This is a genomic window from Shewanella sp. UCD-KL21 (assembly GCF_001957135.1).
GTDB lineage: Bacteria > Pseudomonadota > Gammaproteobacteria > Enterobacterales > Shewanellaceae > Shewanella.
The window spans coordinates 39,305-52,847 of record NZ_MPHK01000026.1 but is presented as its reverse complement, the minus strand read 5'-3'; the positions used below and the strand labels follow the sequence as shown (position 1 = coordinate 52,847).

The window sequence follows — 13,543 nt, the reverse complement described above, 5'->3', positions numbered from 1 at the left end:
GAATAAATTGGTACGAATAGCGTGGTCGGTGTTATCGACCAAGCGAGCATTTGAAATTAGAGTTTAACCCGAGTTTGCAGATGATAGAGAAGATGACAGAACGGTCAGACCACTAGATTGAAGACCTGACAATAAAAACAGCAACGCAGTATGCTTTTGGCTTTTTGAGGACAATCTAGCGCGGAACTCATCGTGGAGCGGGTGGTAAGCACCTAATGAAGACTCCGAATACATTAGCGCAAACCAACCTCGTTATCGAAAATATCATTTGCAATAACGAGGCGGACCATACATTTTAATGGGCGATTATTAATGGATGATTTTTAATGGATGCTGCTTAAAGCTGCAAGATTATTGCAATAGCTCTCTGGCATTCGCTAAGGTATTTTCAGTTATCACATCACCCGCCAGCAGTCTTGCTAGCTCATTGACTCGCTGTTGTTTATCTAATGACTTCATGTTCGTCTCAGTGCCGCCAGCCTTAGTGAACTTGTTCACCAACATATGTTGATGTCCATTTCCTGCAACTTGCGGTAAATGCGTCACACAGAGCACCTGAGTTGATTGACCTAAGCTGCGAAGCATACGCCCAACAACCGCTGCCGTTGGCCCTGAGATTCCCACATCCACTTCATCAAATATCAAGGTTGGGGTTGATACCTTTTTGGCGGTAATAACCTGAATACCAAGCCCAATACGTGACAATTCGCCACCAGAAGCCACTTTGGCAATGGGCTGCATTGGTTGACCAGGGTTGGTGGTGACCAAGAATTCAACTTGATCACAACCAGAAACTGATTGTAGTTCTGGGTTAAAATTTACCTCAATGCAGAATTTGCCTTTGGGCATATTTAACTCTTGAATCGATTGGGTGACTAACTTATTAAGCTCTTTAGCATAGCGGTTACGGCTATGGCTGAGTTTTTGGGCGCTAACTACGTAAGCTTTTTTGCTTTCATCTACTTGCAGCTGAATTTCATCAAGCCTTGTGGCATCGTTATTAAGCTCGTTAAGTTCAGCTTTTAAAGCTTGGTGATGCTCAAACAGTTGCTCAGAGCTCACATGGTGTTTTCTTGATAATTGCATCGCCTTTGAAATGCGCTGCTCAAGGTAAGCAAAGTGTTCAGGATCGAGTTCTATTCGGCTTAAATAGTCCTGAACTTCGCTGCTGCTTTCCTGCACTTGAATTAACGCTTCATTGAGCATTTGAGCAATATTACTTAGCTGTGGGTCAAACTCAGTTAGGTTTTCAGCTAAGCCCACGACTCGGTTAAGTAAGGATTCAATATTTGCTTCGTCGTCATCACACAGTAATTGCAGGCTGGATTGGCAGGTTTCAATTAACTCTGTGCCGTTAGCAAGGCGTTTATGCTCTTGCTCAATCTCAATAAATTCACCGGCTTTAAGATCAAACTCATCAAGCTCTTCAACTTGATATTGCACTAGCTGTTTTCTGGCGATGCGCTCTTGTTGATTGTGTTGTAATTGTTTCAGTTCATTTTCGATTAACTTACAGCGTTGGTAGCTTTTACTAACCCCATCAAGCAATAATTTATGGTTGGCGTAGCTATCAAGAAGGGTAAGTTGATGTTCGCTTTTTAACATCGCATGATGCGCGTGTTGACCGTGAATGCCGACAAATAATTGCCCTAGAGATTTAAGCTGGGCTAACGGAACTGGATTGCCATTTATATAGGCACGTGAGCGGCCATCAGCATTAATGGTTCTTCTTAAGATACATTCGTCTTCGACATCAAGGTCATTATCCTCTAGCCAGCGCTTAGCAAATGGCACGTCATCTAAGCTAAAGCGGGCACTCACTTCGGCTTTGGTGGCGCCAGGTCTTACGCTATTGGCATCTGAGCGATTACCAAGGCATAAGCCTAGGGCATCAATTGCAATGGATTTCCCCGCACCCGTCTCGCCAGTAATGCTGGTCATGCCGGCTTTAAAATCGAGTTCAAGAAAACGTACAATTGCGAAATTATTAATGCTTAATTGGCACAGCATAATCAATCCTTGTGTGAATAACCATCAAACCACTGTATCTGCATACAGTCTACACTGTTTTTATATACAGTAAAGTACTGTGTAACAAAATGGTGCTGATTTTTTATACGAGGATTAAACCAAGGCGCTTAAGATTTTTTCAATAATGGGCAAACTAATAAAGGTGGCTGCAGTGCTGATTAATATACACTTGGCACTTGATAAGGCGTAGATTTGGTAACGCTGTGCCAGTAAGTAAACACTAGCTGCTGTCGGCAGTGCTGCCAGAATGACGCCCATAAAAACTAGTTCAGACTCCACCTTAAAATAGCTTAATAAAAAATAGGCTAACAACGGTTGAATAATCAGCTTAAGGCTATTGAGTAAGGTCATTTCAAGGGCGATATTATGCTTTTTAGGCCCAGCTTTTGCGCCGCGATGCATGGCTTTAGCTAACACCATGCCAATGGCAAATAAGGCGCAGGGGCTAGAGGTGTTGCCGATTAACCGAAACATCATGCTGAGACTGTCAGGCAGGCTTATTTTGAGCGCTGATACCAATACCCCGAGTGCGCAACCAATAACGATGGGGTTGGTGATTAATGCGTTTAGCATAATCATAATAGGATGACGTTGTTGGGTTTTATTTACCGCAAGTTCCATGCTCACCAGTGCAAATGCGAACATGATAATGGACAGTAGACTGGCAATGGCTGCGGCGGCAATGGCTTGATTGTTATCTGGATACAAGCTCATCATTAAAGGAATTCCAATAAAGGCGGTATTACCAAAACTGGTGTTTAGGCCTCTAATTGCAGCTAGCGCGGGCTGTTTATTGTCTGTAAGGGTTGAGATAAGTACTGTAATACAATATGTGCCCGCCATAGCGAGGCCAAAGGCGAATATAAATCCCCATTGCAGAATATTGTTAATGTCAGTTTCGGCCAGTGCAATAAATAAAATAGCAGGGAAGGCGATATAGTAGACGTATTTATTTAGCGCCGAGTCACTATCTTGGGGGAGTAATTTAAGTTTTTGGACACTAAAGCCAATAACCATAATGCCAAAGACTGCGATAAGTGGGGTTAGGATACTTGGCAAGCTTGATTCCTTTTTAGGGCCTTGAATGACATATCAATAACGTGGGCGCTGGGTATCTTACTTTAATGGCGCCAATAAGATATTAGATAAAGGTAAGGTATGAGATGAAACCAAGGTATTCAAATAAGTTAAGCTGTTAAATTAAACGAAGATAAGAAAAACTGCATAGATCTGATACGACAAGGAGGATGTAAATCTTGCCCATCAGGTTGGCATTAGAGTATAAAGCTATCTGTAAGCGGTATCTTTAATAAGGGCATGATGACAGGCCCTTATTAAAGAATACTATTGATACTTAAAGAGTGCTATTGCTGCAGACTGATGCCGATATTAGACACGCCAGCATCAATGATTTCTTTGCGTAATTCCTTAATGAATTCAGGTGTGATTTTTGTTGTTTCTTCAATCACATCTAATAACATTCCTTGTAAGTGCTTTTCTTCTTGCATCACAGGGTGGTTAAATACGAACTCTTCTACAACATCTTCATTCATGACATCTTCGAGTTCTTCAATGCTAATGGCCTCAATATAATTGGCCACTGTACTTGATGATAATTTACTGACGTTGGTAATATCTTCTTCGATTTTAGCCTGTATGCCACCGAGTAAAGTCGATAACGCTACAGCCGCATCCATTGCAGGATAAACACCGTAGGCTTCAAAATCTGCAGGCTCAGGGGTATTTTCATCTAAACGCTGTAAGTGAATATCGTAATTAAACTTAAGCTTTTTATCGTATTGAGATTGCCAAAGTAAATCCAATACTGTGCTTAATACTTTAGGCTCACCAAACTCACACACTTCTGAGAAAAGGGCATAATTGGGCAGCATGCGCTGACATAGCGCTGTCGCAAAAAGTTGCTTTTGAGGTAATGACAGCGCTTTTAAACGCTTAAAAAAACCGGGTTTATTGCTCATAGGGAACATCCGCTGATAACTGTGATATCACTTGATTTGCTGCTGATTCTACCTTAGTTAGCTCGTCAAGTAACTCAAGTATTTCAGGCTCTAAGTCTTCGATGTTGGTTTTGTGCTTTAACGCAGACTCTAATTCTTGGCAAAGTTTTTGGGTGTTGGGCACCCCACAATAACAACTCGCGCCATGAAGTTTATGCACGGTTTGCAGCATAAGCGAACTATTGCTGCTTTTTAATGCCGTTTCTATGTTGCTGACACTTTCAGGCAGCGAGTCCACTAACATTTGCAGCATCTCTAATGCTAAATCCGGTTTTTGATTGGTTTGTGCTAAGCACAGATCCCAATTAAGGGTATGCATATCAAAGTGGGTAAATTTAGGTTTATTTATCCAGCGATCAATCACCCCTTTTAATGCCGCTTCATCAATGGGTTTTGGCAGGTAACCGTCCATGCCGCTGCCTAAAATTAATTCTCGCTCTTCAGCGATGGCGTGGGCTGTTACCGCAATAATAGGCGTGTTGCGGTTAAGTGAGTCTTGGCGGATAAGTTTGGTTGCTGTAACCCCATCAGTGCCGGGCATTTGAATGTCCATAAAGATAACATCGAAGGCTTGTTTTTGAGCATAGCTCACGGCTTCATCACCGTTATTGACCGAGATGACATTAACCACCAACTCTTTCAGCAGGGTATCGATTAGCTTTAAGTTAGCAAGGTTGTCATCAACAGCAAGTACGCTTAAATTCTTGCGCTCATACACAGTTGCGGGTAGTGACTCGGTTAATAGCGCTGTTTGAGTGGGTGGATGAATTAAGTGGTTAGCCAGCTCGTAGTCACTCACTGGCGTGCTGAGTAAAATATCGCTATTAGGCCTTAATGCTTGGTTTAATATTTTTTGCTGCTCGATGCAATCATGAAGCAAGACTAAACATGAGGTCTTTTCCCGCGCCATGCTTAAACAGCTTAATAACTGATCTTGATCACTAAAGCCATGGCAATTAAGCAGGATGTAATCGTAATGCACTTTACTTGACGAAAGTGTCGACTCTAAATGGCTTATTTGGCCAACGGTGGTTAAATGTAATCCCCATGCTTCAAAGCGGCGATTGAGCATATCGCGGCTTAGTTCTCTTGATTCAAATAACAACAGGGTTTTATTACGTAAAGAGTCCAAATGCAGCACTTCACCAATATGGAATTGACTTAACTCCAATGGCAGCATGAACCAAAATGTTGAGCCTTGATTTGGAATTGAGGTAAAGCCAATTTGGCCGCCCATTTGGTTAATCAAACGTTTGGTGATCACTAAGCCTAAACCGGTACCACCAAAGCGGCGTGAGATAGACGAGTCTGCTTGGCCAAAGGCTTGGAACAGATATTCTTGCTGACTTTCGTCAATACCAATACCGGTATCAATTACTTCACAGCGCAGGGTGATATTTTCATCTTTTTGGCCCACAAGATGAATTTTCAAAATAACGCTACCTTGATCGGTAAACTTAATCGCATTGCCCAATAGATTAGTCATGATTTGTGCAACCCGCATCGCATCACCACTAACACTTTCAGGCACGTTATCGTCAATATCAATAATCAGTTCGATGTCTTTTTCTTGGGCGCTGCCGGCCACAATGCTGACAGTTTCAGAAATGGTTTCCCGCAGCGCGAATGGCATTTTCTCTAAGACCATTTTACCGGCTTCTAATTTGGAGAAATCCAGAATGTCATTAATGATCCCCAGTAAGTTACTGGCGCTTCGTTCAATGGTTTTTATGTAATCTAACTGACTTGAGTGCAGCGGCGTTTTAATTAACTGCCGAGAAAATCCAATCACACCGTTTAATGGGGTTCTTAATTCATGGGACATATTAGCCAAAAACTCGGATTTAATGCGGCTGGCTTCAAGGGCGCGCTTTTTGGCTAAATCAAGCTCGACGTTTTGGATTTCAATTTGTTCGAGGGTTTCCCGTAAGTCAGAGGTCGCTTGGTCAATGTTTTGCTGCATTTCATCGTGATATTCTGACAATGAACTGGCCATGGCATTAATGCCGCGCTTAAGTAGGTCGAGCTCGCCGATTAATTGCCCATCAAGACGGGTGTCTAACTTACCTTCACGAATTTTTGCCACAACTCTTACCATTTCAGTAATGGGGTAGTTAACATGTTTAACCAAACGGAAGGTGAAAAACAGATTCAGCTGCACCCCAATTAGTACAATGACAAATGCGGCAATAGCGGCGCGATGTTGCTCAAGTAGGGCATTTTCTTTATTGAGTAATATTGAGATATACCCCAATATTTGTTGCCCTTCAGCATTGGTGATAATTTTTCTTGGGCCGCTGGCGGGTGAAATGGTCACCACTTGCGGGTTAGATTGTTGATTGACGCCGGTGTAAGACATAATTGGCACCCGGATCACTAGGGTGTCATCTATAGTTTCATACTGAGTGGCAATCAACGAATTGAGCGCTTCTTTGTAGCGCATACTTTCAAAATCTTTATGGTAGTGAGATGTCACAAATAGTTGATTATCAACATCAAAAATAGCAATTGAGTGAATAAGGGCTGAGTTGTTTAATTGCGATGCCGCCAGTAAACGTTTGCTGGCTTCTCTGTCTTCAGTGACCAGTCCGAACTCGCTGGCAATGGCCAAAGGCTCGACAATACTTCTACCTTGATTGATTAAGGTCTCTTCGAGTTCATAAAAACGGTTTATGGTGAAGTAACTTCCAAGTAGAATACCCACCATGACCGTTGGCGCTAACGCAAGTACCAGTACCCAAGAGCGAAGACTGTATTTGGTCATGTTGTTAGCATTTTTCATCGTGAAGACATTATTCCTAAAGACTTTTTATCTATGATGAGGACTAGACTGCCAGAAACAGAGCCGTCTTGACTAGTCATTTATTCAATACCTGAGGCCAAAATGGCACAATTTTTTAAAGCAAAACCAAACAAAACCAAACAACTGTCGGCCAAGTTGACTTTAACGGTATCACAACTTGATCATCTCGGTGCAGGTATTGCTCAACATGACGGTAAAGTGGTATTTATTCCTGGGGCTCTGCCCGGTGAGACGGTAACCGCGCAATTAACGGAACAAAAGAAAAAGTACGCCAAAGCAAAACTGCTTAATATTCAAACGCCAACGGCTAAAAGAGTGGCGGCGCAGTGTCCTCATTATCAGCAATGCGGTGGCTGCGATTTACAACATATGGACATTGCAGCTCAGCGTGAGCATAAGCAAGCAGCGCTGAGTAATTTAATGAGCAAATTGGCGGTAGAAATTGATAGCTCGGTGATGACAGCATCAGTTACAGGTGAGCAATGGCATTATCGCCGCAGAGCGCGCCTAGCCACTTTGTTTGATAAAAAGACGAAACATTTACAATTAGGCTTTCGAGCTGCCAATAGCAATAATATCGTTGATATTAAGCAGTGCGATGTATTGGCTGTAGCATTGTCGGCATTGATTGAACCCTTCTCAAACGTGCTTAATCAGTTACAAGCTAAAATGACGCTCGGTCACCTTGAGCTCACTGAAGCTGAAAATGGCTTATTTGCTGTACTTAGAATCACCAAAGCATTGAAAGCCGGTGATGAGCAGCGCCTGAAAGCGTTTGCTTTGGAACATCAAATACAGCTGTTAGTGCAAGATAACGACGGCGAATTGCGTTCGCTAGTCAGTGACGATGATATTGAATTACCCAAATATTTGTTAGCCAACGGCCAAGTCGAATGTCGATTTAGCCCGGGTAATTTTGTGCAGGTCAATGCTGATATTAACCAGCGTATGGTCGCACAAGCCATTGAGTGGCTAGATCCACAACAAGATGAACGAATTCTGGATTTATTTTGCGGAGTCGGTAATTTCAGTTTGCCCCTTGCCACCCAAGCCGCTGATGTTATCGGGGTAGAAGGTGTACCTGAAATGGTTACGCAAGCAAAACAAAATGCTGCTGATAACAAGTTAACGAATCTGAGTTTTTTTCACGCTGATTTAAGTGCGGATTTATCTCAAGCCTCTTGGCTGGGCAAAATTGATAAACTGTTGCTCGATCCTGCCAGAGCGGGGGCGTATGAAAGTTTGCAGTGGTTATCTAAAATGAAGCCTAAAAAAGTGGTGTATGTGTCATGTAATCCAGCAAGTTTAGCCAGAGACAGCCAAGTATTAATTGAACAAGGCTATCAGCTTAAAAAACTAACTATGTTGGATATGTTTCCACAAACACATCATATCGAAGCGATGGCATTGTTTGAAATTAAATAACTTGCTGCGCTGGCGTAGCAAACCACTTAAATCAACTGTTTTTGCTGCCAACTCAAACAGAAATACTGTTTGAAGATGACATTTTTTAAATTGATTAATATTAATTTGACATAAATAACTGAATGCTCAAGATGAAAGCATTAGAGTAAATAACACATCAATACAGATTCAGTTATTTGTACGCGTAAAAGTCAGTACCAATAAGGAAGTTAATTATGGTCTCAGTTCGAGAAGCACATTTTAATCTAGCCGATTTTAATATCGACGAATGGGTTATGCGTTATATCGATAACGCCGAAGAAGCCCTATTGTTACGGGATCTGATCCTGTATCTAGATATGTTGCCAACGGCATCCCCAGATGTGCACCGCGCCCTACTTGAGCGTGCTCGTGAAATGGTGGAAATTCTAGCGCCATTGAATATGGACATTGAGACCATACAAGCTTCATTATTATTTATTGCTCATGATGCTGGTATTTTATCCATTGAAACAATTGAAGACAAATATGGCTCGAGCTTAAGCAAGCTGGTGGCAAGCGTGGTGACAATGGAGGCCATTGGCGCCTTAAAAGTGAGCCCTGACTCACGTACAGCCGAGCCGCAAATCGATAATATCCGTAAAATGTTATTGGCCATGGTCGAAGATGTGCGCGCAGTGGTGATTAAGCTTGCTGAGCGGGTAGCGCTACTTCGTGAAGTTAAAAATGCCGATGAAGAAACCCGAGTACTATTGGCAAGAGAAGTGGTCGATATATACGGGCCGCTTGCCAATCGTTTAGGGATTGGGCAATTAAAGTGGGAATTAGAAGATATCTCATTTCGTTACCTGCACCCGGCAGTTTACAAAGACATTGCCAAACAGTTAGATGGCAAACGCGTCGACAGAGAAGTGTTTATCGATAAGTTTGTAACCCAGCTGCAACAGCGGCTTGATGACGACCAAATTCGCGCCAAAGTCTATGGCCGCCCGAAACACATCTATAGCATCTGGCGTAAGATGAAAGGCAAAGACCTTAAGTTTGATGAGCTGTTTGATGTGCGCGCGGTGCGTATTGTCACTGAACGCCTACAAGATTGTTATGGCGCATTAGGTGTTGTGCACACCCTTTGGCATCATATTCCCCGTGAGTTTGATGATTATGTGGCCAATCCTAAACCCAATGGTTACCAATCAATTCATACCGTGGTTGTTGGCCCTGAAGGTAAAACGGTAGAGATTCAAATTCGTACTGAAGCTATGCATCAGGACTCTGAACTTGGGGTCGCAGCCCATTGGAAGTACAAAGAAGGCTCAGCCGGTGGCAAGCAAAGTGGCTATGAAGAAAAAATTAATTGGCTACGTAAAATTTTGCTGTGGCAAGAGGATGTTGCTGAAACCGGTAATCTCGTTGATGAAGTCCGCAGCCAAGTATTTGAAGACAGAGTCTATGTGTTTACCCCTAATGGCGAAGTGGTTGATTTACCATTAGGCTCAACCGTGCTGGATTTTGCTTACTACATTCATTCCCATGTGGGCCATAAATGTATTGGCGCCAAAGTCGATGGCCGTATTGTGCCCTTTACATATCAAGTTGAAACCGGTGAGCGCATTGAAATCATTACCTCAAAGCATCCTAATCCAAAGCGCGATTGGTTAAATCCAAATTTAGGCTACATCAAGTCGTCTCGCTCTCGCTCGAAAATTCAGCATTGGTTCAAGCAACAAGACCGTGATAAAAACATGGTGGCAGGGAAAGAATTACTTGAGGCTGAACTTAACCGTGTTTCACTTCATTTAAAAGATGCCAAAGTTGCGGTTGAGCGCTTTAATATGAATTCCATGGATGACATGTTAGCAGCTATTGGTGGCGGTGATTTACGCTTAAACCAAGTGGTGAATTACATTGAAACCAGTTTACGTAAAACTGAAGTGACTGAACAAGAGATCGTCGAAGAACTCATCAAACGCTCGAATCCGAAGCCAGCCCGTAAAGGCAAAGGTCAGGTAGAAGTAAATGGCGTTGGTAATTTATTAAGCCATATTGCCAGCTGCTGTAAACCGGTGCCCGGTGATGAAATTTTTGGTTATATCACCATGGGCCGCGGCGTGTCAGTGCACCGCAGTGACTGCTCACAGGTTAAAGAGCTAATGCGCGCCCATCCAGAGCGCAGTGTCGAAGTGGTGTGGGGAGAAAACTATTCTGGCGGTTATCGGATTAAAGTGCGGGTGATAGCCCATGACCGCAGTGGTTTACTGCGAGATGTCACTACGGTACTGGCGGCTGAAAAGTCCAATGTGATGGCAATGAGTTCAACCTCAGATGAAAAAAACCAAACCGCTACCGTTGAGCTAGAGCTTGAACTTTATAACCTCGATGGCCTGTCACGGATATTATCAAAATTAGGCCAAGTTGAAGGTGTGACTGAAGCCAGACGATTATAGTGTTAAACCCCAGCGGCGCACTATAGTGTCAAAAGATAAGGTGATAAATCGAAAGGTTTGTCACCTTTATTTTAACTTATCAGCCTGTTGAGGCCATATCATTGAGAAATAGACCATGTCAGCAAATACCCTTAAGCAAGCTAGCGATATTATGCAGCCTTTATTAACGATTATGGAAAAGCTGCGGGATCCTGAAACGGGTTGCCCTTGGGATAAACAGCAAAGCTTCGAGACTATTGTTCCTTTTACCCTTGAAGAAGCGTACGAGGTTGCCGATGCCATCGAGCAAGCTGATTTAGACTCACTGCCAGATGAGCTGGGTGATTTGTTGTTTCAGGTGGTGTTTTACTGTCAGCTTGGTAAAGAGCAAGGCTTATTCGATTTTGCCACAGTGGTGGATAAAATTTGCGATAAATTAACCAGAAGACATCCCCATGTGTTTAGCGGCGACAACCCTGGCACTAGCGCTGAACAAGTCAAACTTGCTTGGGATGAAATTAAGCAGCAAGAAAGGCTCGCGAAAAGCCAACACTCGATACTGGATGATATTCCAGTTGCAATGCCAGCACTGAACCGAGCGATAAAAATTCAAAAGCGGGTCGCAAAGGTGGGCTTTGATTGGGCTGATTTAGCCCCTGTGGTGGCAAAGGTTCATGAAGAAATCGATGAGGTCATGGCAGAGGCGCAGCACTTAGAAGCCAATAAAGACGAATATTACCCCAAGGTGGTTGATGAAATGGGCGACCTATTATTTGCCGTTGCCAATATGGCAAGGCACTTAGGGGTTGAGCCAGAGCAGGCATTAAGGCTCGCTAATCAAAAGTTTGAACGTCGCTTTAAAGGGGTAGAGCAGTATGCTGCACAAAGTGGCAAGGCGTTTGAACAGCACTCACTTGAAGAGCTCGATGGCTATTGGGATCAAGTTAAAATGGCAGAAAAAAGTCAGCAGCTTAATAAAGATTAATGTGCGCACTTGGCAAGCATTAGGATGATATTGAGTTCAACGCTATGAAAATTAGGGTTAAATTATGACCATGATTTAACTTTGGCTTAATATCAATTTTATGCGTTTATTGTTTGTTGTTAGCGCGCTATTTTGGTAGAATGTCGCCCCGTCCTAGTGCTTTCTTACAAGCACGTTATTTTCAATCTCACATTCTCAGGTTCAGCATGACTACAAGGTATATCTTCGTTACTGGTGGCGTTGTTTCATCACTAGGTAAAGGCATTGCAGCAGCTTCATTAGCAGCAATTTTAGAGGCGCGTGGCCTCAATGTAACCATTATGAAACTTGACCCATACATTAACGTTGATCCAGGCACCATGAGCCCGACTCAGCATGGTGAAGTATTCGTTACTGAAGATGGTGCTGAAACCGATTTAGACTTAGGTCACTACGAGCGTTTCATTAGAACCAAGATGAACCGTCGTAATAACTTCACTACCGGTCGTATTTACGAGCAAGTGCTACGTAAAGAGCGTCGTGGTGATTATTTAGGTGCCACCATTCAGGTGATCCCGCACATTACTAATGCGATTAAAGAAAAAGTACTTGAAGGCGGCGAAGGTCACGATGTATGTATCGTTGAAATTGGCGGCACAGTGGGCGATATCGAATCTTTGCCTTTCTTAGAGTCAATTCGTCAATTAGGTGCTGAGCTAGGACGTGACCGCACATTATTCATGCATTTAACCTTAGTGCCGTTTTTAGGCGCTGCAGGTGAAATTAAAACCAAGCCAACACAACATTCTGTTAAAGAGTTGCGTTCAATTGGTATTGCCCCAGACGTATTAGTTTGTCGTGGCGATCGCGCTATTCCTGCCAATGAAAAAGCGAAAATCTCGCTATTTTGTAACGTAGAAGAAAAAGCCGTTATCTCATTAAAAGATGTCGACAGTATTTATAAGATCCCTGCGTTATTACGCTCACAAGGTCTTGATGACTTAGTGATCAAGCGTTTTGGTATCGATTGTAATGATGCTGATTTGTCTGAGTGGGAAAATGTTATTTATCAAGAAGCTAACCCAAATGGTGAAATTACCATTGGTATGGTGGGTAAATACATCGAACTACCTGATGCTTATAAGTCTGTGAATGAAGCACTTAAGCATGCTGGCCTTAAAAACCGCTTAACAGTGAATATTCAGTATGTTGATTCACAAACAGTAGAAGCTAAAGGCGCTGAAGTACTTGAAGGTTTAGACGGTATTTTGGTTCCTGGTGGTTTCGGTGAGCGTGGTGTTGAAGGTAAAATCTTTGCGGCGCAATATGCCCGTGAAAATAACATTCCATATTTTGGTATTTGTTTAGGTATGCAAGTGGCATTGATCGAGTTTGCTCGACACGTTGCTAAGCTTGAAGGGGCTCATTCAACTGAGTTTAAACCTGAAACAGAACATCCAGTCATTGGTTTGATCACAGAATGGATCAATGAAGAAGGTAATGTTGAGCAGCGCCATGAAGCGTCTGATTTAGGTGGCACTATGCGTTTAGGCGCACAGTTATGTCATTTAGCTGAAGGTTCTAAAGCCGCTGCTGCATATAACTCTACAACTTGTGTTGAACGTCATCGTCACCGTTTTGAAGTGAACAACAACTATGTTGAACGCTTAGAAAAAGCTGGCCTAGTATTTAGTGGTTTATCATCAGATCGCAAATTAGTGGAAATGATTGAGCTTCCTAATCACCCTTGGTTTGTCGCTGGTCAATTCCACCCAGAGTTCACTTCAACGCCTCGTGATGGTCATCCATTATTTGAAGGTTTTGTTGCGGCTGCAGCAATTCACCAAAAAGGTGATGCTGAGTAATTAATAATAAAGCCACTGATAATCATATCAGTGGC

8 protein-coding genes are annotated in these 13,543 nt (G+C 42.8%); 4 read left to right on the top strand and 4 right to left on the bottom strand.

Going from position 1 to position 13,543, the window contains the following annotated elements; translation table 11 throughout:
* Window positions 1-351: 351 nt before the first annotated feature.
* The 4 genes from recN to barA form a co-directional block, all read right to left on the bottom strand.
* Window positions 352-2,010 (bottom strand): DNA repair protein RecN, encoded by a 1,659-nt coding sequence (gene recN / locus BM739_RS17935; protein WP_076543015.1) that lies wholly within the window; start codon window positions 2,008-2,010, stop codon window positions 352-354.
* 114 nt (window positions 2,011-2,124) lie between these two features.
* Window positions 2,125-3,090, bottom strand: a complete 966-nt coding sequence (locus tag BM739_RS17930) for an AEC family transporter (protein WP_076543014.1) — start codon at window positions 3,088-3,090, stop codon at window positions 2,125-2,127.
* A gap of 305 nt (window positions 3,091-3,395) precedes the next feature.
* A complete protein-coding gene (locus BM739_RS17925) occupies window positions 3,396-4,010 on the bottom strand; it encodes a YjaG family protein (protein ID WP_076543013.1) in 615 nt (204 codons plus the stop codon).
* A complete protein-coding gene (gene barA, locus BM739_RS17920; protein WP_076543012.1) occupies window positions 4,000-6,831 on the bottom strand; it encodes a two-component sensor histidine kinase BarA in 2,832 nt (943 codons plus the stop codon). The genes BM739_RS17925 and barA overlap by 11 nt, the downstream gene beginning before the upstream one ends.
* Window positions 6,832-6,933: 102 nt before the next feature.
* Between barA and rlmD the strand changes: the two genes are divergently transcribed.
* From rlmD to BM739_RS17900, 4 genes are all read left to right on the top strand, one after another.
* A complete protein-coding gene (rlmD, locus tag BM739_RS17915; RefSeq protein WP_076543011.1) occupies window positions 6,934-8,277 on the top strand; it encodes a 23S rRNA (uracil(1939)-C(5))-methyltransferase RlmD in 1,344 nt (447 codons plus the stop codon).
* Window positions 8,278-8,492: 215 nt separating this feature from the next.
* Window positions 8,493-10,700: a GTP diphosphokinase gene (gene relA, locus BM739_RS17910; protein WP_076543010.1), complete on the top strand. Its 2,208-nt coding sequence runs from the start codon at window positions 8,493-8,495 to the stop codon at window positions 10,698-10,700.
* 115 nt (window positions 10,701-10,815) lie between these two features.
* Window positions 10,816-11,664: a nucleoside triphosphate pyrophosphohydrolase gene (gene mazG / locus BM739_RS17905; protein ID WP_076543009.1), complete on the top strand. Its 849-nt coding sequence runs from the start codon at window positions 10,816-10,818 to the stop codon at window positions 11,662-11,664.
* Window positions 11,665-11,870: 206 nt separating this feature from the next.
* Window positions 11,871-13,508, top strand: coding sequence for a CTP synthase (locus BM739_RS17900; protein WP_076543008.1), 1,638 nt, complete (start codon window positions 11,871-11,873; stop codon window positions 13,506-13,508).
* Window positions 13,509-13,543: the final 35 nt, after the last annotated feature.